Source organism: Klebsiella sp. BIGb0138, assembly GCF_004342285.1.
Taxonomy (GTDB): domain Bacteria; phylum Pseudomonadota; class Gammaproteobacteria; order Enterobacterales; family Enterobacteriaceae; genus Klebsiella.
Genome location: NZ_SMCV01000011.1, coordinates 180,323 through 202,844, shown reverse-complemented (window position 1 = coordinate 202,844; position 22,522 = coordinate 180,323). Strand labels below are relative to the sequence as shown.

The following is a 22,522-nucleotide window of genomic DNA, read 5'->3' as shown; positions in this document are numbered from 1 at the left end:
CCGGTCCACACGCGCTGGCCTTTTTTGCCCATGATGATGGCGGTGCCGGTATCCTGGCAGGTCGGCAAAATGCCTTTGGCGGCGATTTCCGAGTTACGCAGAAACTGCAGGGCCACGTATTTGTCGTTCTCGCTGGCCTGCGGGTCGAGCAGGATCGCCGCAACCTGTTTTTGGTGAGAAACGCGCAGCATAAAGGCCGCGTCGTGGAAGGCCTGCTGTGCCAGCAGGGTCAGCGCTTCAGGTGCAACCTTCAGAATTTCCTCGCCTTCGAATTCGGCTACGGAAACATGCTCTTTGCTCAGCAGATAGTATTCGGTCTCATCTTTTGCCAGCGGAAAGGCTTCCTGATAAACGAACGGTTTAGTCGACATAGCTTAGCTCCCTAAGAGTAAAACCGCCGGAAGTATGCCCCCGGCGGTGATGAATCAGAACATCATGGACATCCACGGATAGCCAATCAGCAGCAGGGCGGCCAGGAAGATGGCGCCGAAGATGGTGCCGAGGCGCCAGTAGTCTTTGGTCGGCAGATAGCCGCTACCGTAGTAAATGGGGCTGGGGCCCGTGCCGTAAGGGGTGATGATGCCCATGACCCCCAGCGAGGTGACCATCAGCAGGACGAACACCTGCATATTCATACCCGGGATGGTTGCGGCGATAGTCAGCATCGCCGGCAGCAGCGCGGTGGTGTGCGCGGTGGTGCTGGCAAACAGGTAGTGCAGCAGGTAGAACGCCAGCAGCAGTACGATAGTGGCGACCCCCGGGGAAATACCGCTCATCAGCGCGCCGCCTTCTTTACCCAGCCAGGCGATAAAGCCGGTAGAAGAGAGGCCATCCGCCAGCGCCACCAGGGTGGCGAACCAGACAAAGGTGTTCCACGCCGCTTTATTATTGGTGATATCGCTCCAGGACAGGACGCCGGTCCACAGCATCAGCACGATGACAAGCAGGGCGGCCAGCGCCGGTTCAATCCACTCGGCGGCGAAAATCCACATCATCAGCGCGAAGCAGACGAACACCAGCAGCAGAATTTCATTGCGCGACAGGCGGCCCAGTTTTTCCAGCTCACGTGCGGCCCACAGCGGCACTTCGTTGTTTACTTTGACTTCTGGCGGGTAGAACCAGTAGGCCAGCAGCGGCATTGCCAGAATCAGCAGGATCCCCAGCGGCAGGAAGGCGATAAACCAGGTACCCCACGAGATATTGATCCCGACGATACTTTTAACCAGCGCGAGGGCCAGCAGGTTTGGCGCCAGCGCGGAGAGGAACATCGAGCTGGTGATACAGGCGGCGGTAATCGCGACCCACATCAGGTAGGAACCGATGCGGCGGGCGCTGGGGTCATTCGGTTTTGAACCGTACAGCGGCGGCAGGTTGGCGATAATCGGGTAGATGGTCCCGCCGCTACGCGCGGTATTCGAGGGGGTAAACGGCGCCAGCAGCAGGTCGGCGAAGGTAATGGCATAACCCAGCGTCAGGCTGCGACGGCCGAGATATTTCACCAGAATCAGCGCCAGACGGCGGCCAAACTGGGTTTTATCATAGCCGGCGGCGAACATAAAGGCGCCGAAAATCAGCCACACGGTGGAGTTGCCAAACCCGCTTACCGCCCACTTAAAGGACGCGCCGGCGAGTTTGAATTTGGGGTCCGCCAGCTGCGCCGGGTTGAAGAGCAGCCACTGGCTGCACAGGGCGATAACCACCACGCCGGTGATGCCAATCACGGCGCCCGGCAGCGGTTCGAAAATGAGCCCGACAATGACGCCGACGAAAATAGCGAAGTAGTGCCAGGCATATGGCGGTAACCCCTCAGGCACCGGAACGAAGAGTAACAGTACCGCGACGATAATGGGCAGCGCCATCATCAGCAGACGGCTTTTATTGGCAGCCCTGGGACTGGCTGCGCCGGCAGGCGCTATGGTTGTCTTTTTCTCTTTCATAATGAGTATCTGCGAGTAGTTGAAAATACGGTTGCGTCACGCCATAACCACTAATTTCTTTAATTACGAAACTTTCTTTAGTTATTAATGGTTGGTTTTGCTGATCGCGTTGACAGTTATTTAACGCATCTTGCTGGGCGTTAAATTAAATTATTGGGTTATTTATATATTGCGCTTTGATGTCGCGTTGCAATTGATCGAGATCAAAAAATACCGCGTAACAGGCCATTTTTTTATTTTGCTAATAACCCTGTTGGATAAGGTGTTTATTTGTTTAAAATATCGCTGATTGTTAAATTGCAATCGAGAACGTGTCGTAACTGATGATGAGGTTGTTTTCTATCGTAATGATATATATCGATTTTTAATTCTTTCCCTTGAGATGGTGATTTTAACAAAGATGTCCGGTTTGTTATCAGTGTTTTGTTTTATGTGAATGCGATATTTTAAATTAATAATACAATAGAGGTATTGATGTTATTGCTGGGATTAAATAGTTTTTTAACTAACGTAATTACTTTGGTAACTAAAAATAGCGCTATATTATTAGCATGAACACAGGAATTAAGAAACATAATCAAAAACAATTCCGTCACCCCATTCTGAATTTCAATATTTAAAATCTGGAGTGTTAATATGACCAGTAACTCACGTATTTTGCGTCCTTTTACCTTACCCAATGGTACCGAGCTGAAAAACCGTTTGTTAATGGCGCCGATGACCACCTGTAGCGGTTATTTTGATGGTGGCGTGACCAGCGAGCTGGTGGAGTACTATCGTGCGCGTGCCGGCAGCATTGGTACCATTATCGTTGAGTGCTGCTTTATCGATGATTACGGTCTGGCTTTCCCGGGCGCCATTGGCATCGACAGCGATGACAAAATTGCCGGTCTGGCAAAAATCGCCGACGCGATCAAAGCCGAAGGGTCAAAAGCGATTTTGCAGATCTACCACGGCGGCCGCATGGTCGACCCGCAGCTGATCGGCGGTCGTCAGCCGGTAGCGCCGAGCGCGCTGGCCGCGCCGCGTGAGGGCGCCGCGCTGCCGCGGGCGCTGACCGCGGAAGAAGTGACAGGGATGATTGTCAAATTCGGCGATGGCGTGCGTCGCGCGATCCAGGCCGGTTTCGATGGCGTGGAAATCCACGGTGCGAACACCTACCTGATTCAGCAGTTCTATTCCCCGAACTCCAACCAGCGGGACGACGAGTGGGGCGGTAGCCGCGATAATCGCGCCCGTTTCCCGCTGGCGGTGCTGGAGATCACCCATAAAATGGTCAGCCAGTATGCCGATGATGCCTTTATTATCGGCTATCGTTTCTCGCCGGAGGAGCTGGAAGAGCCGGGTATTCGCTTCGACGATACCCTGTATCTGCTGGAAAAACTGGCGGCGCGCGGTCTCGATTATCTGCACTTTTCAGTCGGCGCTTCCCTGCGTCCTTCGATTGTTGACACCAGCGATCCTACGCCGCTGATTGAAAAATATTGCGCGCTGCGTTCTGACACCCTGGCGCAGATCCCGGTGATGGGCGTTGGCGGCGTGGTTAACGCGGCGGATGCGGAGCAGGGGATGGATCATGGCTACGATCTGATTGCCGTGGGCCGCGCCTGTATCGCTTACCCGGACTGGACGGCGCGGATTGCTGACGGTGAACATCTGGAGCTGTTTATCGACAGCACCCAGCGCGAAGCGCTGCATATTCCGCAGCCGCTGTGGCGCTTTTCGCTGGTCGAAGCCATGATCCGCGATATGAGCATGGGTGATGCGAAGTTTAAGCCCGGCGTGTTTGTCGAAACCGTGCAGGACGATGTCAGCGAGCTGGTCATCAACGTCAGTCTGGAAAATGATCGCATCGCCGATATTGAACTGGCGGCCAGCCCGCGGCAAACCGTGGAGTTCACCACCAGTTTTGCCGAGATCCGTGAACGTATTCTGAGTGCGAACACACCGCATGTGGACGCCATCTCCGGTGCTACCAGCCAGAGTGAAGCGGTGAAAAAAGCGGTGTCGAAGGCGATGCTCAAATCGAGCAAAGCGCTGGCCCTTGAAGAGGGTGGCGACGATCTGACGCCGAAAAGCTACGACGTTGTGGTGGTGGGCAGCGGCGGCGCCGGTCTGGCGGCCGCGATTCAGGCGCATGATGAAGGCGCCAGAGTGCTGATCGTTGAGAAAATGCCGACAATCGGCGGTAATACCATCAAGGCGTCTGCCGGGATGAACGCCGCTGAAACACGCTTCCAGCGGGTAAAAGGCATTGTGGACAGCAAAGAGCTGTTCTACCAGGAAACGCTGCGCGGCGGGCATAACAAAAACAATCCGCAGCTGCTGCGCCGCTTTGTGGAAAACGCGCCGCAGGCCATCGAATGGCTGGCCCGCCGCGGGATTATGCTCAACGACATTACCACCACCGGTGGGATGAGCATTGACCGTACCCACCGCCCACGCGACGGATCCGCCGTCGGCGGCTATCTGATTAGCGGTCTGGTGCGCAACATCACCAGACGCGGTATTGACGTGATGCTGGAGACTTCGGTGGAAGAGATCCTGATGGATAACGACGAAGTGTGCGGCGTCCGTCTGCTGAATGATGAGCAGGAGAGCATCGTCGTCCAGACGCCGGGCGTTATCGTGGCAACCGGCGGCTTCAGCGCGAACAGCGCGATGGTGGTTAAATACCGTCCTGACCTGGCCGGTTTCGTCACCACTAACCATAAAGGGGCGACCGGCGGCGGCATCGCGCTGCTGGAGCGTATCGGCGCGGGCACCGTGGATATGGGCGAAATTCAGATTCACCCGACCGTCGAGCAGAACACCTCGTATCTGATCTCCGAATCGATTCGCGGCGGCGGGGCGATTCTGGTTAACCAGCAGGGCAAGCGCTTCTTCAACGAAATGTCGACCCGCGATAAAGTATCAGCGGCGATTATCGCCCTGCCGGAACATTACGCCTACATCGTCTTTGATGAGCATGTGCGCGCCAAAAATAAAGCAGCCGATGAATACATCGCCAGGGGGCTGGTGACCAGTGCCAGCTCGCCGCGCGAGCTGGCGGAGAAGCTGGGGATGGATTACCATGCCTTCCTCGCGACGCTTGAGCGCTACAACGGTTTTGTTGAAAAGCAGTGCGACGAAGAGTTCGGCCGTACCACCGCGCTGCGCGCGCCGGTCAACGAGGGGCCGTTCCACGCGATCCGTATCGCGCCGGGGGTTCACCACACCATGGGGGGGGTGACCATTAACCCGGAAACCGCGGTATTGAATACCCGCCATCAGCCGATTGCCGGCGCCTACGCGGCAGGGGAAGTGGTTGGCGGCATTCACGGCGGTAACCGCATCGGCGGGAATGCGGTGGCGGATATTATTATCTTCGGCACCCTGGCGGGCCACCAGGCGGCAAAACGCGCCAGAGGCTAACGCTCAGTGATAACAGGCCGGGTTCGCCCGGCGTTTTCCCCCGGCGGCGCGCTGCCGGTCGGGGCGACACAGAGGAGCTGCAACCATGTCTGGCGACCGCCGCATCTATAGTTACTCTACCGTGCTGATGGGCTCACCGATCTTACTTAAACTCTTCTCCCACGACGAAGCCCTGGTTTCCCGCACCTTTCAACTGATTAAGCGTTACGAAGACCTGCTCACCGTTAACCGCGCGCAATCGCAGGTGATGGATATCAATCATGCCGCCGGACGTCATCCGGTTAGCGTCAGCCGCCCGGCTTACCAGCTGATCAAATGCGCGAAAGCCGCCAGCATGGTGCAGGATAGCGCCTTCAATCTGGCGATTGGTCCGCTGGTGAAACTCTGGCGTATCGGTTTTCAGGGACGCAGCGTACCGGCCGAGGAAGAGATTGCCGCCCGGCTGTCGCTGACCCATCCGCAGGATGTGATCCTCGACGACGCCGCTGGCAGCGTTTTTCTCACCCAGGCGGGGATGGAGATTGACCTTGGGGCGATTGCCAAAGGCTATATCGCCGATCGGGTACGCGATTATTTACGTCAGCAGGGGGTCAGCGCCGCGCTGATCAATCTCGGCGGGAATGTGCATACCCTCGGCGAGTGGTCGATTGGGCTGAAAAAGCCTTTTGCCCGCGACGATGCGCTGGTCGGAAGTATTGCGGTTGCCGGTCAGTCGGTGGTGACCTCCGGTATTTACGAGCGCTATTTTGAGCAGGACGGACGGCGCTGGCACCATATCCTTGACCCGCGCAGCGGCTATCCCCTCGATAACGAACTCGAGAGCGTGACCATCATCGCGGACGACTCGCTCGACGGCGATATCTGGACCACCTTGATCTATGGCCTCGGGGTGGAGAAAGGGTGCGCGGCGCTGCATCGACGCGACGATATCGAAGCGATTTTCGTCACCAAAAATCGCCAGGTGATCCTTTCATCGCAGCGCCGCTTCCGCTTTCATTTACTCGACGACAGCTACCGGCTTACTGACTGTACTGTTTAAGCAGGCTGTACTGCTCGGCGACCAGACGATAGCGGTACACCGGGCGCCCGGTCGCGCCGTAGTGAATGCTGGTGTAAAGAATATTAATTTGCGCCAGCCAGATCAGATATTTACGGCACGAGACGCGGGAAATGTTCACCGCCACCGCCAGCTCGTCGGTCGAAAACTCGGTACCTGGATGGGCATCGATCCACTGGCACAGCGTACGCAGCGTCTGCGCGGTTAACCCTTTCGGCAGCTTGCGCGCGTCGGTGGCTTCCGGCGCTCCGCCGTGGAGCAGGCGGTCAACATCGGCCTGCTCATAATAGGGCTGACCGGTCATCAGCTTTCTTTTTTCGCGCCAGGCGGTCAGCGCCTCTTCGAAACGCGGGAACTGAAACGGTTTGATCAGATAATCGACCACCCCATAATGCATTGAGGTTTGCACCGTCGCCGCATCGGCAGCGGAGGTAATCATAATCACATCGATGGGGCGGCCGGAAGCGCGGATGGTTGGCAGCAGATCCAGCCCGCTATCATGCTGCATGTAGACATCCAGCAGCACCAGATCGATCTCCATCGCGCTATCGTTAATCATCTCCTGGGCTTTATTCAGCGTTGACGCCGTGCCGCAGCAGCGGAAACCGGAGATTCTCGCCACGTACAGGCGATTCAGTTCGGCCACCATGGCATCATCATCAACAATTAAGACATTTATCACGCACGTTTCCTTTTACTATCCCAGGGAAGATGTACAAAAAATTGGGTAAACACGCCGGGCTCGGACTCGACGGCCAGCGTGCCGCCCAGCTCGCGCAGCTGCTGGCTGGCAAGAAACAGCCCGACACCGCGGTTTTCACCCTTGGTGGAAAAGCCTTTCGTAAAGATGGCGTCAATATGGGCGGCCGGAATTCCCGGGCCGTCATCGCTCACCTCGCCACTTAGCCAGCCATTTTGATAGTGCAGCAGCAGGCTGACTTCGCCTTCTTTCTGGCCGCTCATGGCGTCCAGCGCATTCTCGATCAAATTACCCAGCACCGTCACCAGCACGGTGACCTGTTTTTCGTTCGGACAATCGGGGACCAGGCTCTCTTCCGCGAGGCTCAGGCTGAAGCCCCGCTCTTTAGCGCGCTGGATTTTACCAATCAGAAAACCCGCGACCACCGGTGATTTGATCCGGTGCTGAATTTCGCCGATGTCCGCCTGATAAGTATGGGCGGTTTGCAGCACGTATTCCTCCAGCTTGTCGTAGCTTTTCATATTCAGCAGGCCAAGGATCACGTGCAGCTTATTCATAAACTCGTGGGAGGTGGTGCGCAGCGCATCGACATAATTGACCATCCCGTCGAGCCGTTGCAGCAGCTGGCTGACCTCGGTTTTATCACGGAAGGTGCTGATGGCGCCGACAATCGCATTCTGGCTGCGCACCGGCACGGTGTTGCTGAGCAGCAGGAATCCGTTGCAGCCGAGCTCGCGGTCGTAAATCGGCGTGCCGGTTTGCAGCACCTCCTGTAAATCCGCCAGCAGCGGGGTATGAGCGATCTCCTGGCCGGGGCCGCTCAGCAGGATCTCGCGGGCCGCGGGGTTGATCAGCGTGACGCGCCCCGCGACATCGACCGCCACCACCCCCTCTTTCAGCGAATGGAGCATCGCCTGGCGCTGCTGGAACTGGGTCGAGATCTCCTGCGGTTCCAGCCCCAACAGCACCCGTTTCAGGCCGCGCACCAGGCTCCAGGTGCCGATTGCGCATACCAGGGCGCTGAACAGCACCGTCAGCAGGACGTCCCAGCGGCCATGGGCGATCTGCTGATCTACTTTACTGAGCGAAATCCCGACCACCACAACGCCAATTTGCTGCTGCTTGTCGTTATACACCGGCGTAAACACGCGTAAGGCCGGGGCCAGTACGCCGTGGTTGACGGCGACATTTTCCGCACCTTTAAACGCCGGCTGGATATCTTCTCCGATAAAGCGCTGGCCGATGATCTGGCTGTTGGGATGCGAATAGCGCACGCCATGCATATCGGTGACCACGGCGTACAACAGATCGTTGCGCCGGGTGATGGCCTGTGCCAGAGGTTGAATGAGATTGTGCTGCGGCGGCTGGGTCAGGCCGAGCTTCACTTCCGGCATGTCGGCGAAGGTACGCGCCACCGCCAGCGCCGTGTCTTTGACGCCGTCGCGGGTGGTATTGCTGATCTGTATAAACCACAGGGCATAGACCAGTAACAGCACGCAACCAATCACGCTGCCAATCATCAGCGTCACGGCGGTACTCAGTTTCATACTCATCAGGCGTTTGCGCGCGGGCGCATCCTGCTCCGCTAAATCCTTCATGACATCCCCTGGAATAATCGGCGAAGGCCTATTATCGCCGATAGGGGCGATTTCATAAAGCCGTGTCATGCACCCGCTGGGCGCATCCGCGCGCGACCGCGGTTCCCGGTCTGCTGATTATCATTCGTGACCGGAAGCCAATACTTTGTTGGCGGCGGGCTGGTGATGCACTGACTTCTGGTTCGGAGAAGCCGAAAGGTCAGTCGGACTGAAGCGGGCGTCGGCGTAAACTGGCCGCCAAACAGCCAATCGCCAACCGACGGGGCGCGGGGACGAGAAACTGTGACTCCAGCGACGGTAAACGATCTGCGGATGCCTTTACACTGGCGAAACAGCGTAATAGCCCTGCACGGCACGGGGATATGCCGCAGTGAGTTCTTTCTGTTTTAAATGGAGGTTTTTATGAGCAGTAAGCCAACCGCTTCAATGATGGAACGACGCCACCCTGAAACTCGCCACATCGACAGTCTCGCCACCCTCGATATGCTGACCATGCTGCATCAGGACGATCGGCAAATTACCGATGCCATCGCCGCCTGTTTGCCTGAGATTGCCCGTCTGGTCGATAACGCCGCCGCAGCGCTGAGCCGGGGAGGACGGCTGGTTATCATCGGCGCCGGAGCATCTGGCCGCGCGGCATTGCAGACGGTGAGCGAGTTTGCGCCGGAAGAAAAACATTCGCTGATTGGGCTCATTGCCGGCGGTCCGGCAGCGGCGCTGCAGGAGATGGAAACCGCCGCCAACGATTACGATTCCGGCGCCCTGGAACTGCAGGCGCTGCAGTTTGGCCGTAACGATATGCTGCTGGCGCTGACGGTCAGTGGACAAACGCCGTGGGTATGGGGGGCGATGCGTCACGCCTGGTCTCTCGGCGCGCCGATTGCCGTGTTAACCCAGCAGGCGAGTAGCGAAGCCGCGCAGCTGGCGGATATGGTTATTGCGCCGCAAACCGGGCCAGAGGCGGTGGCGGGGTATGGCAACCCGAAAGCGCAGCTGGCGCAGCGGCAAATCCTCGCCATGCTGACCACCGGGCTGGCGATTCGCGAAGGTCGGGTCTATAGCAATCTGCGGGTCGATCTGCAGGCCACCAGTCCACGCTGGGCGGAACGGCAAATGGCGATCGTCATGACCGCTACCGGCTGCTCGCGCAGCGAGGCGAAAGCCGCGCTGGCCAGCTGCAATCAGCACTGCCGTACGGCAATACTGATGCTGATGACCGGGCTTGGTGCCTGGCAGGCGCGGGAGCTGCTGGCCGAGAATAACGATCATTTGCGAATTGCCTTACGGGAAACAAAACGGACGGTTCTGAGTCCGGCAAATTGATCGCCGTCGGCGCGCACTGGCTTGCGCGCCCCATTTTATGAAACCGCGAAATAAATAACTCAATAAACCGCTGGTGACTATTTTACGCCCTCGAAAACCCCGTTATTCTTGCGCTTTTATTTTTCATTGTCGCAGCTTTTACTTTTTTAAATTAAAAAAGTATTAATCAATAATTGATTAACTGTGCGAAAAATGTAAATGATATTTTAAAATATAATAAAAGTGCGTTAACATGTGTGCACTTATTTCATTGTGCTATGCGATAATTCTATTATGCCTGCAATTAAAAATACGATCTTATCCATGACCGCACTGGCGATGTTTGTCAGCACGGCGAGCTGGGCCAATACCGATTCAGCCCAAAAAACCGATTTCCTGCTGATTGGCGGCGGAATTATGAGTGCCTCTCTTGGGACCTGGCTACAGGAATTACAGCCGGACTGGAAACAGGTGATGGTCGAGAAGCTCGATGGCGTCGCGTTAGAATCCTCTAACGGCTGGAACAACGCCGGTACCGGTCACTCGGCGAATATGGAGCTGAACTATACGCCGGAGCGCCCGGACGGCTCTATCGATGTCAGCAAGGCGCTGGATATCAACGAGCAGTTTATGATCTCCCGCCAGTTCTGGACCGCGCAGGTGAAACGCGGCATTTTGCATGACCCGCATTCCTTTATTAATTCCACTCCGCATATGAGCTTCGTCTGGGGCGATAATGTCGACTATCTGCAAAAGCGTTATACCGCATTGCAGCAAACCACCTTATTCCAGGGGATGAAATTTTCCACCGATCACGCGCAAATTAAACAGTGGGCGCCGCTGGTCATGGAAGGGCGCGATCCGCAGCAAAAAGTGGCCGCCACCTGGACGCCGGTCGGGACCGATGTTAACTACGGGGAAATTACCCGTCAGCTGATCGGCAGCCTGAAGAAAAATAACAACTTTACGCTGCAAACCTCTTCCGAAGTCACCGACTTTAAACGCAATGCCGATAATTCATGGCATGTGACGATCAAAAACGTCAATAGCGGCGAAGAACAGGCTATCGATGCGAAATATGTTTTCATCGGTGCTGGCGGCGGGGCGCTGAAATTACTGCAAAAAACCGGTATTCCGGAGGCGGATAATTATGCCGGTTTCCCGGTCGGCGGCTCTTTCCTGATGAGTGAAAACCCGGCGGTCACCCAACAGCACCTGGAGAAAGTCTATGGTCAGGCTTCCGTCGGCGCGCCGCCGATGTCGGTTCCGCACCTTGATGCCCGCTTCATCGACGGGAAACGCGTGGTGCTGTTCGGGCCGTTTGCCACCTTCTCAACCAAATTCCTTAAAAATGGTTCGTTCTTCGATCTGCTGAGCACTACGACCACCGATAACGTGTTGCCGATGACCCACGTGGGTCTCGACAACTTCGATCTGGTGAAGTACCTGATTAGCCAGGTGATGCTGAATGATGATGACCGTTTTGCCGCGCTGAAAGAGTACTACCCGGACGCGCGTAAAGAGGACTGGAAACTGATCCAGGCAGGGCAACGCGTACAGATCATCAAGAAAGACGCCGACAAAGGCGGGGTGCTGAAGCTGGGTACCGAAGTGGTGGTCGACCAGCAGAAAACCATCTCGGCGCTGTTGGGCGCATCGCCAGGGGCGTCTACCGCAGCACCGATCACGCTCAACGTGATCAAACAGATGTTCCCGGAGCAGTTTAACTCCGCCGAATGGCAGAGCCGCATCCACGCTATCGTCCCGAGCTACGGCCAGAAACTGAATGATAATGCCGCGCTGACGCAGCAGGTGTGGGACGACACCGCCGCCACGCTGCAGCTGGCGAAGCCGCCGGTTATCCATATGAGCGACAACCAGCCGGCGGCTGCCGTCGCCCAGCCGTCAGAGCCATCGCGTACGGAGTCTGCGCAGCACGATATGGCGCTGTAATCTGACCTAAGCCCCCGCCAGCCGGGGGCTTTTTTTTAGCATGTCCATGGCGGCGCGTTTATTCATGAGCAGCGCTCATAACCTTGATACGCCAGCAGGGGATTATCCGTCAGCGATTTTCCGCTACTTCTCGATGAATGGCGTCGTTGCCGCGACGTCGACGGCGCAGGATGAGGCGGGGAAATTGCCGGTTCGGCTTCGGCGCCGATCGGCGCGCTGCAATACGGCAGCGGGATTATCTCCTCGCTGCTGCTGGCGTGGCTACATGACGGGACGCCCTGGACGATGGTGTGGATTATGGCCGCTTTCACCGGCACCAGCCTGCTGGTAGCAGCCTGAACACGGCGTTACCCACGCTGAGGTCGGGGCGGCGGCTGGCCGCCCCGTGGCCATTAATCTTTGCCGACATCGCCCAGCAGGAAGGCGATACTCTGTCCTCCCGGGCTCTGCTCAAGGGCAATTTTGACAATAATCGTCAGCGGTACCGACAGCAGCATCCCGACCGGCCCCAGTAGCCAGCCCCAGAAAATCAATGACAAAAATACCACCAGCGTCGACAGCCCCAGGCCGCGCCCCATGATCCGCGGCTCAAGAATATTGCCGAAGACGAGGTTAATTACCAGGTAGCCCGCCAGCACCACCAGCGCCTCATACAGCCCGCCAAATACCAGCACCTGCAAAATGGGCGGGATAGCGGCCAGTACTGAACCAATGTTGGGGATATAGTTGAGGGCGAAAGCCAGCAGTCCCCACATAAAGGCAAAACGGACCTCCAGCAGCACCAGCATCCCCCAGACCACCAGGCCGGTGACCAGGCTGATGACGGTCTTTAACACCAGATAATGAGAGACGCTATCAAGGGCGCGCTGAATGGCGCCCATGCCTTCCACCGGCCGGGACATCAGCTGCTGCAGTTTGGCGGGCAGCTGCGGGACTTCCAGTAGCATAAAGACCACCGTCAGGAGCAGAAGGAAGATAGAGGACATGGCGTTGGACAACTGCGTGAGCAGGCCGGTTACCATCGTCATCACCGCGTTGGGGTCGATGTATTTATTCAGCTCGACAACGGAGACGGTAAAGCCGAAACGCTGTAGCCACGGAGTAATGGTATGTACCGGCTCTGACAATGAGCTGCGGTACTGCGGGAGGGTGCGCGCCAGTTCATTGAGCGAGGTGCCTAAGGAGGCCAGCAGAACCACCACCAGCATAACGATGGCGCCGATAAGCAACGATATCGCCAGCACCCGCGGCACCCGACAGCGCACCATCAACTGAACCAGCGGATTAATAACCACGGCGAGAAACAGCGCCAGGATGAACGGGACGATGATATCCGCCGCAAAGCGAATACCGGTCAGAATAATGACCAGCATGCCCAGCATGATGACGATCTTTAATCCGTTAAGCGTGATGATGGGTTTGGCCATACGATTCCCTGAAAAATAAAACCGGTTTTCCTCACAGTGTAGACCCGGATGATGCGACAAAATCAGCAAAAAATGCATTGGACCGCCGGGGAGCATTGCCCCTGGACACTGCCGCCACCGTGGTGAGAACTATCCTGTCGTTAAAATAAAAATAGTGCTGCGCCATCATAATGGCGATTGACATCAGGAAAAGCTAATCTAAATCAAATACTGGAGGTAAAGAAGTGCAAAGACTTTGAGTATAATGACATATTATGGTAAAAATTCACTGTGTATAACTACCGAGGACAATATTCATCCGCAATGACGAGAAGCAATCCCGCGGATAATTGTAATTTTATGGACAATCAGTTCAGGATATATATTTCTCAGCACCCTGCAGGATCCTTCCCTAACTGCCGCTTTGCCGGCGAGCAACACTGGCGCTCAGCGCTTTAGTCCTTTCTCTCTGCCTGAGCTGGCGCACTGCGCACGGCTAAATCTACGTCAGAAATTTTCCGGGTTACCTTCGCGTAAGCCGTCATGGATTATATTCTCAAGCAGGAGAAGGGATCATGTTTTATTGGGTATTATTAGCTTTAGCTATCGTTGCTGAAATAACCGGCACACTTTCTATGAAATGGGCCAGCGTCAGCGGCGGGCATACTGGCTTTATTTTGATGCTGGTAATGATTGCGCTGTCTTATATTTTCCTCGCCTTTGCCGTGAAAAAAATCGCCCTCGGCGTGGCCTATGCCTTATGGGAAGGGATTGGCATTTTGCTGATCACTTTGTTCAGCGTACTGTTGTTCGATGAAACGCTTTCGCTGGTTAAAGTGGCCGGTCTGGTCACGCTGGTGGTCGGCATAGTGCTGATTAAATCAGGAACCAAAAAGGCGGAAAAATCGTCGAGGGAGACGGCTCATGCCACAGTTTGAATGGGTTCACGGCGCCTGGCTGGCGCTGGCCATTGTGCTGGAAATTGCCGCCAACGTCTTTTTAAAATTCTCTGACGGTTTTCGTCGCAAACTGTACGGCGTGATGTCTCTGCTGGCGGTGCTTGGCGCCTTCAGCGCGCTCTCCCAGGCGGTAAAAGGGATTGACCTGTCGGTGGCCTATGCGCTGTGGGGCGGTTTCGGCATTGCCGCAACCATCGCCGCCGGCTGGGTGCTGTTCGGCCAACGCTTAAATCATAAAGGCTGGATCGGCGTTATCCTGCTGGTTGCCGGAATGGTGTTAATTAAACTGGCATGATGTGATGCCGCCTGCCTGCGCAGGCGGCAAAATCTGTTCTCTGTATTATTCTTTTAAAAAGAGTATATTCGGCGCGTTTTCCTTCAGCCGTGATGAGGACAGAGAATGGTAAATTTGCCCGGCTGGCGCAACCTTCCTTCGGCCAAAACGCTTTCGGTCATGATCTTCCTCGCCGGCATTGGCCTCATCGTTTCGATTATTTCTCTGCTCTATCTTTCTCAACATCTGATCGGCATTAAAGCCAATGAAATCGACCGACATCGATCTGCGCTCTCCGTCGACGGGGCCGTACAAACGTCGGTCAACCGGGTGCTATCGCTGGTGCTGGATAACTCGATCTGGGATGACGCGGTAAAACAAACCTATGCGCCAACTCTGGATGCCGACTGGCTGTACGACTCGTGGGGTTCGGGCTTCAAAATTAATAACCTCTACGATGGCACCTTCGTTCTGGATCAGCACTACCGACTGCTGTGGGGCTCGTTTCAAAGCCAGGCCTTTAATGAAACGGACATCCGTTTTTTTGGTAGCGGTCTGCAGACGCTGATCGCCCGGCACGCCGAAGCGCTGCGCAGTGGTAAAAGCGCCTATGCCGGTATTACCCGCACGCGCGAGGGGATTGCCTTTATCGGTATCGGTCTGATTCGCCCGACCGTCGGGCGTTTGCAGGTGCACGATGATACGCGCCGCTATCTGGTGATTACCCGACATATCAACGCGGAGATGCTGCAAAAACTGGGTAATACCTTTCAGATTAACGACCTGCATGCGACAGAAAGCAGCGGTGAATACAGCGTTCCGCTGCGGACCAACGCGGGTGAGATAATCGGCTATCTCAGCTGGCAGCCGCGCCTGCCCGGCGCGGAGGCGGCGCAGGCGGCCTCAAACAGTATTCGTCTTATCGCCATCGTCGCCGCCAGCCTGATCCTGCTGTTTATTCTGTTCAGTTGCCTGGGACTGTATAAACTGTCGCGCGGCGAGAAGCTGGCGCGAAAAATCGCCATGACCGATTGGCTCAGCCAGCTTCCCAACCGACGGGCGCTGATCGGGCGGCTCAACCAGGAGTGCGCTAAGGCGCAGCATGAGATCCAGTGCGTGGTATTTATTGACCTCGACGGTTTTAAAGATGTGAATGACAACTACGGTCATGATGTCGGCGATGCGCTGATTGCTCATATTGCGCAGGAGCTTCGGCAAAGAGTCCCTGCGGAGGGGATGCTGGCGCGTATGGGCGGCGATGAGTTTGCCATGACCGTCAGCGGCGAACAGGCTATCGCTCAGGGGTCGGCTTTTTCATGGGCGGTGCTGGAAATGTTGAAATCGCCAATCGGCCTCGAACGGCGCAAAATTTATATCAGCGCCAGCATCGGTATCGCCAGCGGCACCCCCGCGACCTGCTCCAGCACCGAGCTGTTTCGCCGGGCCGATATTGCCATGTACCATTCGAAAAAAACCGGCAAAGGGCGCACCACCTGGTATGACGAGACCCTCAGTGAAGCCCGTCAGTATCAGCTGAATATTGAAAACGGTATCCGCCAGGGGCTGGAAAATGAAGAGTTTGACGTCTGGTATCAACCGATTGTTAACGCCGGAACGCTGGCGATGGAAGGCGTCGAAGCGCTGTTGCGCTGGCCGCGACGGCCGGAGGGGCCGCTACCGCCGGATGCCTTTATTAGCGTTGCGGAAAGCAGCGGCCTGATTTATGCGCTGGGTCAGTTTGTGCTCTACCGGGCGTGCAGCGATCTGCAATCCATGGGGGATTTGATGCTGGCGGTGAATATCTCGCCGGCGCAATTTCGCGATCCGGAATTTGAGTCGCGGGTGGTACAGGTGCTTGCCCGCTGCCACTTTCCGGCCCGCCGTTTGCAGATTGAAGTGACCGAGAGTTACGTCATGGAGAATCCGGCCCGCGCCCGGGCGGCGATTGAGAACCTCAAGGCGCTGGGGACGGCGGTGGCGCTGGACGATTTCGGTATCGGCTACTCCAGCATCGGCTACCTGCGCAGTTTTCGCTTCGACACCCTTAAAATTGATAAGTCGCTGGCCGGGCTGGTGGATGTTGATGCTCAGGCTGCGGAGCTGGTGCGCGGGACCGTGCGTATCGCCGGAGCGCTGGGCATGACGGTGGTGGCTGAAGGGGTGGAAAACCAGCAGCAGCTGGCGCTGCTGCGGCGGGCGGGATGCGATCGGTTACAGGGTTTTTACTTTAGCCAACCGATGCCGATCGCGGAGCTGGTTCAGCTGCGTAAGCAGCAGGGGTAGCGGCTATTCGTTCGCCAGGGCCTGCAGCTTGTCGCGAAAACCGGTGACCGCAATGGCCCGGTTATCCGCGCGCCAGCGGTCTTTCGGCCCGGGCGCCGAACTCTGTACCGCTATCACCTGCCAGCCGGTATCGGTTTTCAACAGTAAGGGCGAACCGCTGTCACCCGGCAGGGTATCGCATTGATGCGACAGGACCGAGGTCTGCGCCCAGCCGGTCACCACGCAATCCTGATGGCTGTATAAATTATCCAGATGATCTTCCGGGTAACCGGACTGCGTCACTTTGCGTGCGGCCGCTTTTAACGCGGCGGTAAGATCGGCTTTATCACCGCTAAATAGCGGCACCGGATCGATTCCGGAAGGGGCGTAGCGCAGAACGATTAAGCCAAAATCCCACGGGGCCGCGGCGGAGGGAACTATCCAGCCATCGCCATCGGCTTTCAATCGTCTGCCCAGAGAAGGGTCGACCCGGCCTTCAATACCGTGAATTTCATAGACCCAGCCGCCTTTACGCGAGATAAATCGCAGTGCGATGGCTTTATCCGCCTTACCCCTGGGCGGCGTCAGCAGGCAGTGGCCGGCGGTCAACGCCAGATGCGGTGAAATAAGGGTGGCGGTACATAGATTGCCGCTGGCCGTTTCTAACTGGCCAATAGCATCCCAGGGCGCTTCAGCGGGGTTGCTCACCGGTTTACGATCGTCATGACCAAAAAAAAGCGTCTTGATATCTTTCGCACTCATGCTGTCATCGTCAGCGTGTGCGAGCTGGGGCAACAGACAAAATGAACACAGTAATAACAGTACGTCTCTACGCATATCACTCTCTGGGGAGAAATTATGTTTATGCTTTTCATCCGGCAGCGCCTGCGAAACGACGGGGGATGATTTTCTGTATATTGACAGTAGCAGCAGATTTAAGTTTATGAAAGTTAAGAGTAATTTTAATTAAAGCAAAAAGGCTATTGAAATCACATCAAAACGTCTCTTTTTCGCTGAAGAATAAAGGCCGCTCAATCACTTAGCGCTTATTTTCCCGCAACGCCATTTGCGCAGAAACCGCGGCGGGAAGCAACATAAATCGGGTTACGGAAAGTACCAAATACGCGCGGGGAGGCAACCCGCAGGCTGAAAGTCTCCGCGTAAATGATGAGGTGGGCGGCAATGTTAAAACCACAAAAACTTGCACGTATTCACCGAAAATGGCGGCATCTTTACCGCGTTCGTAGTTACTTTCAAAGTGAAACATTTTCTCACCGCAAATATTGTTATTCCTGTGCCCCGTTGAACAAACAGAGATGTTGTCCCGGTGATGATGCTCATTATTTTCTGTCTCCGGTATCGGGAGGGTGTATGTCTAAAAAAGGTATTCGTGCATTAGTGTATGTTTCCTGTGCTTCGGTTTTTATCTGGGGAGCCGCGGGATATCTGGTGATGCAAGCCGTTCATGTCATGTAGTTCGGGGCCTCTCCCCGGCGGAGTAGCCCGTCAGGGAACGGCGTGGGGAGATGGGCAAGTAAAAAGGCGTACAGCTGGGCGATAGGCTGCGGATTGAGGGTGTTTTTCGGCCAGACCAGATAGTAGCCATCGCCGGTGGCGACGGCCTGGGTAAACGGCAGGGCCAGCAGGCCGCTGCGGATGGCTGGCAGACTCAGGAATAGATCCCCCACCGAAACGCCATGCCCGCTCATGGCCGCCATATTACCCTGTTCGAGGCTATCAAAGACGATTCCCTGGGTAATGTCTATCCCTGATTGCGGGCCGGCGTGTTGTCGCCAGCGTCGCCAGTCCCGACGGTCGGGGGTGGGATGGATCAACGGGCAGGAGGCTAACCCCTGACGGGCGGCCTCGACCATCGCCGGGGCGCAGACCGGAATCAGCCACTCCGCAAACAGCAGGCCCTGGCACTTATCCTCGCCAAAATTACCGTCCCCCAGCAGGATCGCACAATCGTAGGGCTCCTGACGAAAGTCGACGCTGTCTCTGTCCATCCACACGCTGCTCATTTCGATAACCGGGCGCTGATGCTGCTGGCGAAACTGCTGTAGGACATCCAGCAGCCAGCGCATGGTCAACGTTGACGGTGATTTCAGCCGCAGTCTGCCCGCCTGACGGCGCAAGGTCTGGCAGGCTCTGTCGATGGCGGCGAAATTTTCTTCCAGCGCGGTGGCCAGCTGACGTCCGGCATCGGTGATCGTCACCTTCGGCCCCTGACGGGTAAATAGCTGGCACTCGAACCAGGCTTCAAGCGTGCTGATGTGCCGGCTAATGGCGCCCGGGGTGACGTGCAATGCCGCTGCGGCTTTGCTAAATGAGCCAAGACGAGAGGCGGTTTCAAAAGCGCGCAGGGCGTACAGCGGAGGCATCGACATAGCCGGTAGGTTTCTATATTGAGTAAAACTCACATTCAAGCTCATCATTTGTCGTTTTTCAACTCTGATATCAAGGTGGAGAATGCAGCAATCTGTGAAAAAGAGTGAGTCGATGGGATGAATTATATATTGATGGCGGGGTATATCATGACGGTGGTGACGCTGATTGCCACCCCGGGACCGGTGGTGTTGTTGGTCACCGGCACTGCCGCCAGAGACGGTTATTTATGTGCTGTGCGCACTATGCTTGGCGGTAATCTTGCCTCCTTAGTGTTAATTGCCATCGCCGCCGCTATGCTCACCGGCGCGGTGGCGATCAATCCGGCTATTCTGACCCTGCTGGCGATGGCGGGGTCGCTGTATATTGCGCAACTTGCGCTGCGAATGTGGCGCCAGTCCTCTCTCGCGACCGACGTATCGCCAGCGCGCGGCGGCATGCTGTCTGGCTTTATCACCGCGCTGAGTAACCCGAAAGACATTCTGTTTTTTGTCGCCTTTTTCCCACAGTTTATCGCGATAACCCACAATACCGCGCTGAGTCTTGGTCTGCTGACCGCAATATGGCTGGTTATCGACCTTAGCGTGCTGTCGCTGTATATCCTCGCTATCCGCCGCTGGCTGGCCCCGGAACGTGCCCGTCGCCTGACGATGGTATCCGCGGCCTTTTTACTTGCCATGGCGCTCTACGGCTTTGTCTACCACGCGTGGCTGCTGGCGGGCCGTTGGTGATAAGCGGTCTATGCTGAAAGAACGGACCTACGGAGGCGGGATGGTGATGGACAGCGGCGTAAGACGCGCGATTATCGCCGGGGAAAGCGAAACAATTGCCTGTGTGTTGCGCGAGCCCGGTTTGGGAAATTGCAGCCGGATATGCGGCAGGGGTGAATGACGGCAAAAATGCGATACGTCAGGCCGGTTATCCGATCGCCGGAGGTGATTGAGCAGCGCTTAATAGAGGAAAAAGCGGGTGGCAATCAGCGCGCAGAGGATCAGCAGAATCAGGATGAGCTCAAAACGGTAGCGCCGCAGCATACTGCCCTCCAGAAAAAAACGGCGCTGAAACAGCGCCGATTTATGATTAACTCAACTTCGCGGAAGCATTACGCTGCCGGCTGTGCAGCCGGTTTAGCGGCCTGATGTTTGGTTGTTTTGTGGTGTTTTTTGGCTGCCTGAGCTTTCTGCGCTACCGGTTTAGCGGCGGGTTTAGTCGCTGCTTTATGGTGCTTTTTAGCGGCCTGGGCTTTCTGTGTGGCGGCCGGTTTTGCAGCGGCTTTGTGGTGTTTTTTCGCAGCCTGGGCTTTCTGCGCGGCGGCCGGTTTTACAGCCGCTTTCTTGTGCTTTTTCGCCGCCTGAGCTTTCTGCTCTGCAGCGGGTTTAGCGGCGGCTTTATGGTGTTTCTTGTGATGGGTGGTTTTGGCAGTGGCGCTGTGAGTGGCAGCAGCCGGAGCCGGAGTGGTGCTTGCCGCATCAGCAGCGAAAGCAACAGAAGACAGACCCATAGCAGCGGCAACGACCAGAGCTAATACTTTTTTCATTCTGATATCCTCGAAAAGTTTTTTTCATTCAACCCCACTGCGGGGCCGGTGAAACAACTATATGCCTGTCTTTTCGGGGTTTCCGTGAGTGTTTGGTATCGGCGTGTAACGATATGTACAGCCTCGATCCGGGGCGGGGGATTGGCCTGGCGCCGGGGCGGCCCCCGGCGCGCGACTTACAGGTAACGCGAGGTGAGATGCTGGCGGAAGTAATCGCTATTCAGGTCTTCCCCGGTCGCATTGTGGATCAACTGCGAAGTGGTGAAGCGGCTGCCGTGCTGCCAGATATTCTGCTGCAGCCAGGCAAACAGCGTCGAGAAATCACCGTTGGCAATGTTGGTTTCCAGCTGTGGTAGCGCGCGTTGCGCGGCGGCCATCAGCTGTGCCGCATACATGGCGCCGAGAGTGTAGGAGGGGAAGTAACCAAATCCGCCGTCGGTCCAGTGAATATCCTGCATGCAGCCGTTACGATAGTTACCGGTCGTGGACAGCCCCAGCCAGCTTTGCATTTTCTCATCCCACAGGGCGGGAATATCATCCACTTCAATATCACCATCGATCAGCGCGCGTTCAATTTCATAGCGCAGAATGACGTGCGCAGGGTAGCTGACCTCATCGGCATCGACACGGATGAAACCGGGTTTGACCCGCTGGTTCCAGGCGATGAAATTCTCGCTGGCGAAGGCCGGCTGGTCGCCGAAACGTTGACGTACGGCGGGCAGCAGGCGTTTCAGGAAGGCATCGCTGCGCCCGAGCTGCATTTCAAAAAACAGACTTTGCGACTCATGAATTGCCGTTGAACGGGCAAGAGCGACGGGCTGGCCGAGCCATTTGCGCGGCAGGTTCTGCTCATAGCGCGCATGGCCGGTTTCATGGATCACGCCGAACAAGGCGCTGAGCAGATCGTCTTCGTTATAGCGGGTGGTGATGCGCACGTCCTGAGGCACCCCGCCGCAGAACGGGTGGGCGCTGATATCGAGACGCCCGGCGTCAAAATCAAAACCCAGCACCCGCATCGCTTCCAGCCCCAGTTCACGCTGTTCGGCCACCGGGAAGGGGCCCTGTGGTGCAACCAGCGGGCGCTGCGCCTGCTTGTCGACCACCTCTGCCAACAGCGACGGCAGCCAGGACTTGAGGTCGGCGAACAGCACGTCAAGCCGTGCGCTGGTCATATCCGGTTCGAAAATATCGAGCAGCGCATCGTAGCGGGAACAGCCTTTCGCCTCGGCGCGGATGCGGGCCTCTTCGCGGCTCAGTTTCACCACCTCACGCAGATTCTCGACGAAGCCATCCCAGTCGTTAGCCGGGCGCTGGCTGCGCCAGGCATGTTCACAGCGGCTGCCGGCCAGCGATTTGGCTTCCACCAGACTTTCCGGCAGCAATGCCGCCTGCTCGTACTGGCGGGCCATTTCACGTAGGTTGGCCTGCTCGATATCGTTAAGATCTTCCTGCCGTGCGTCCTGCAGGGCCTGAGCCACGCTTTTATCGGTCAGGATTTGATGTTGCAGCACGCCCAGTTCCGCCAGGGCTTCACCGCGCGCGGCGCTGCCGCCCGGCGGCATCATTGCGAACATGTCCCAGCTGGCGATAGCGCCGAGATGCGAGAAGCGCGCAAGACGCTGGAAAGTGCGGGTAAGCTGCTGATAGTTTTTGTTTTCAGTCATATTAATTCTGGCCTGTTGCGAGTGAACGAAAGGCGTTGCCTGTTGACCTCTACACTATCCTGATCTGCACA

The 22,522-nt window shown here is 56.5% G+C and carries 18 protein-coding genes and 1 pseudogene; 9 read left to right on the top strand and 10 right to left on the bottom strand.

Going from position 1 to position 22,522, the window contains the following annotated elements:
• Together EDF73_RS22115 and EDF73_RS22110 are read right to left on the bottom strand one after the other, a co-directional pair.
• Positions 1-371 (bottom strand): fumarate hydratase (locus tag EDF73_RS22115; protein ID WP_207896672.1); only part of this gene is annotated, 371 nt, incomplete at its 3' end.
• A 54-nt stretch (positions 372-425) separates the two neighbouring features.
• A complete protein-coding gene (locus EDF73_RS22110) occupies positions 426-1,937 on the bottom strand; it encodes an anion permease (RefSeq protein ID WP_132731180.1) in 1,512 nt (503 codons plus the stop codon).
• A gap of 636 nt (positions 1,938-2,573) precedes the next feature.
• On the opposite strand from EDF73_RS22110, the gene EDF73_RS22100 reads away from it, so the two are divergent.
• Entirely contained in the window at positions 2,574-5,351 is a 2,778-nt protein-coding gene (locus tag EDF73_RS22100; protein ID WP_132731179.1) for a flavocytochrome c, read from the top strand.
• A gap of 85 nt (positions 5,352-5,436) precedes the next feature.
• Positions 5,437-6,390 carry an FAD:protein FMN transferase gene (locus tag EDF73_RS22095; protein WP_132731178.1) on the top strand — a complete coding sequence of 318 codons (954 nt, stop codon included), beginning with the start codon at positions 5,437-5,439 and terminating at the stop codon, positions 6,388-6,390.
• Here the strand turns inward: EDF73_RS22095 and dcuR are convergent.
• Positions 6,371-7,090 carry a two-component system response regulator DcuR gene (dcuR, locus tag EDF73_RS22090; RefSeq protein ID WP_132731177.1) on the bottom strand — a complete coding sequence of 240 codons (720 nt, stop codon included), beginning with the start codon at positions 7,088-7,090 and terminating at the stop codon, positions 6,371-6,373. The genes EDF73_RS22095 and dcuR overlap by 20 nt on opposite strands.
• Entirely contained in the window at positions 7,087-8,706 is a 1,620-nt protein-coding gene (locus EDF73_RS22085) for a sensor histidine kinase (protein WP_132731176.1), read from the bottom strand. Before EDF73_RS22085 ends, dcuR begins: the two co-directional genes overlap by 4 nt.
• Positions 8,707-9,108: 402 nt before the next feature.
• Between EDF73_RS22085 and EDF73_RS22080 the strand changes: the two genes are divergently transcribed.
• From EDF73_RS22080 to EDF73_RS27795, 3 genes and pseudogenes are all read left to right on the top strand, one after another.
• Positions 9,109-10,029, top strand: a complete 921-nt coding sequence (locus EDF73_RS22080; RefSeq protein ID WP_132731175.1) for an N-acetylmuramic acid 6-phosphate etherase — start codon at positions 9,109-9,111, stop codon at positions 10,027-10,029.
• Positions 10,030-10,302: 273 nt separating this feature from the next.
• Positions 10,303-11,961, top strand: coding sequence for a malate dehydrogenase (quinone) (gene mqo, locus EDF73_RS22075; RefSeq protein WP_132731174.1), 1,659 nt, complete (start codon positions 10,303-10,305; stop codon positions 11,959-11,961).
• Between the two features lie 112 nt (positions 11,962-12,073).
• Positions 12,074-12,300 (top strand): annotated as a pseudogene (locus EDF73_RS27795) (Bcr/CflA family drug resistance efflux transporter); the annotation flags it as partial.
• A gap of 53 nt (positions 12,301-12,353) precedes the next feature.
• On the opposite strand, the gene EDF73_RS22065 reads toward EDF73_RS27795, so the two are convergent.
• Positions 12,354-13,388, bottom strand: coding sequence for an AI-2E family transporter (locus EDF73_RS22065; RefSeq protein WP_132731173.1), 1,035 nt, complete (start codon positions 13,386-13,388; stop codon positions 12,354-12,356).
• Between the two features lie 554 nt (positions 13,389-13,942).
• Between EDF73_RS22065 and mdtJ the strand changes: the two genes are divergently transcribed.
• The 3 genes from mdtJ to EDF73_RS22050 all read left to right on the top strand — a co-directional run bounded on the left by mdtJ (position 13,943) and on the right by EDF73_RS22050 (position 16,883).
• On the top strand, positions 13,943-14,305 hold the full coding sequence (gene mdtJ / locus EDF73_RS22060) for a multidrug/spermidine efflux SMR transporter subunit MdtJ (RefSeq protein ID WP_132731172.1): 363 nt from the start codon (positions 13,943-13,945) through the stop codon (positions 14,303-14,305).
• Positions 14,292-14,621, top strand: a complete 330-nt coding sequence (gene mdtI / locus EDF73_RS22055; RefSeq protein WP_132731171.1) for a multidrug/spermidine efflux SMR transporter subunit MdtI — start codon at positions 14,292-14,294, stop codon at positions 14,619-14,621. The genes mdtJ and mdtI overlap by 14 nt, the downstream gene beginning before the upstream one ends.
• A 105-nt stretch (positions 14,622-14,726) precedes the next feature.
• Positions 14,727-16,883 (top strand): bifunctional diguanylate cyclase/phosphodiesterase, encoded by a 2,157-nt coding sequence (locus EDF73_RS22050; protein ID WP_132731170.1) that lies wholly within the window; start codon positions 14,727-14,729, stop codon positions 16,881-16,883.
• Positions 16,884-16,886: 3 nt separating this feature from the next.
• On the opposite strand, the gene EDF73_RS22045 is transcribed toward EDF73_RS22050, so the two are convergent.
• From EDF73_RS22045 to EDF73_RS22035, 3 genes are all read right to left on the bottom strand, one after another.
• Positions 16,887-17,699: a serine protease gene (locus EDF73_RS22045; protein ID WP_165905768.1), complete on the bottom strand. Its 813-nt coding sequence runs from the start codon at positions 17,697-17,699 to the stop codon at positions 16,887-16,889.
• A 202-nt stretch (positions 17,700-17,901) separates the two neighbouring features.
• Positions 17,902-18,129 (bottom strand): hypothetical protein, encoded by a 228-nt coding sequence (locus EDF73_RS22040; protein WP_132731168.1) that lies wholly within the window; start codon positions 18,127-18,129, stop codon positions 17,902-17,904.
• 196 nt (positions 18,130-18,325) lie between these two features.
• Positions 18,326-19,252: a LysR substrate-binding domain-containing protein gene (locus EDF73_RS22035; protein ID WP_165905767.1), complete on the bottom strand. Its 927-nt coding sequence runs from the start codon at positions 19,250-19,252 to the stop codon at positions 18,326-18,328.
• Positions 19,253-19,369: 117 nt separating this feature from the next.
• Between EDF73_RS22035 and EDF73_RS22030 the strand changes: the two genes are divergently transcribed.
• A complete protein-coding gene (locus tag EDF73_RS22030; protein ID WP_132731166.1) occupies positions 19,370-19,981 on the top strand; it encodes a LysE family translocator in 612 nt (203 codons plus the stop codon).
• 371 nt (positions 19,982-20,352) lie between these two features.
• Here EDF73_RS22030 and asr read toward each other — a convergent pair whose 3' ends face one another.
• Both asr and EDF73_RS22015 read right to left on the bottom strand, forming a co-directional pair.
• Positions 20,353-20,787 (bottom strand): acid resistance repetitive basic protein Asr, encoded by a 435-nt coding sequence (asr, locus tag EDF73_RS22020; RefSeq protein ID WP_132731165.1) that lies wholly within the window; start codon positions 20,785-20,787, stop codon positions 20,353-20,355.
• A 176-nt stretch (positions 20,788-20,963) separates the two neighbouring features.
• A complete protein-coding gene (locus tag EDF73_RS22015; RefSeq protein WP_132731164.1) occupies positions 20,964-22,451 on the bottom strand; it encodes a carboxypeptidase M32 in 1,488 nt (495 codons plus the stop codon).
• Positions 22,452-22,522: the final 71 nt, after the last annotated feature.

Bases quoted from the DNA above. Each gene is read 5' to 3' on its own strand.
- EDF73_RS22110 (WP_132731180.1), bottom strand. From the start codon at position 1,937: ATGAAAGAGAAAAAGACAACCATAGCGCCTGCCGGCGCAGCCAGTCCC.
- EDF73_RS22100 (WP_132731179.1), top strand. From the start codon at position 2,574: ATGACCAGTAACTCACGTATTTTGCGTCCTTTTACCTTACCCAATGGT.
- EDF73_RS22095 (WP_132731178.1), top strand. From the start codon at position 5,437: ATGTCTGGCGACCGCCGCATCTATAGTTACTCTACCGTGCTGATGGGC.
- EDF73_RS22085 (WP_132731176.1), bottom strand. From the start codon at position 8,706: ATGAAGGATTTAGCGGAGCAGGATGCGCCCGCGCGCAAACGCCTGATG.
- EDF73_RS22080 (WP_132731175.1), top strand. From the start codon at position 9,109: ATGAGCAGTAAGCCAACCGCTTCAATGATGGAACGACGCCACCCTGAA.
- mqo (WP_132731174.1), top strand. From the start codon at position 10,303: ATGCCTGCAATTAAAAATACGATCTTATCCATGACCGCACTGGCGATG.
- EDF73_RS22065 (WP_132731173.1), bottom strand. From the start codon at position 13,388: ATGGCCAAACCCATCATCACGCTTAACGGATTAAAGATCGTCATCATG.
- mdtJ (WP_132731172.1), top strand. From the start codon at position 13,943: ATGTTTTATTGGGTATTATTAGCTTTAGCTATCGTTGCTGAAATAACC.
- mdtI (WP_132731171.1), top strand. From the start codon at position 14,292: ATGCCACAGTTTGAATGGGTTCACGGCGCCTGGCTGGCGCTGGCCATT.
- EDF73_RS22050 (WP_132731170.1), top strand. From the start codon at position 14,727: ATGGTAAATTTGCCCGGCTGGCGCAACCTTCCTTCGGCCAAAACGCTT.
- EDF73_RS22045 (WP_165905768.1), bottom strand. From the start codon at position 17,699: ATGCGTAGAGACGTACTGTTATTACTGTGTTCATTTTGTCTGTTGCCC.
- EDF73_RS22040 (WP_132731168.1), bottom strand. From the start codon at position 18,129: ATGTTTCACTTTGAAAGTAACTACGAACGCGGTAAAGATGCCGCCATT.
- EDF73_RS22035 (WP_165905767.1), bottom strand. From the start codon at position 19,252: ATGTCGATGCCTCCGCTGTACGCCCTGCGCGCTTTTGAAACCGCCTCT.
- EDF73_RS22030 (WP_132731166.1), top strand. From the start codon at position 19,370: ATGAATTATATATTGATGGCGGGGTATATCATGACGGTGGTGACGCTG.
- asr (WP_132731165.1), bottom strand. From the start codon at position 20,787: ATGAAAAAAGTATTAGCTCTGGTCGTTGCCGCTGCTATGGGTCTGTCT.
- EDF73_RS22015 (WP_132731164.1), bottom strand. From the start codon at position 22,451: ATGACTGAAAACAAAAACTATCAGCAGCTTACCCGCACTTTCCAGCGT.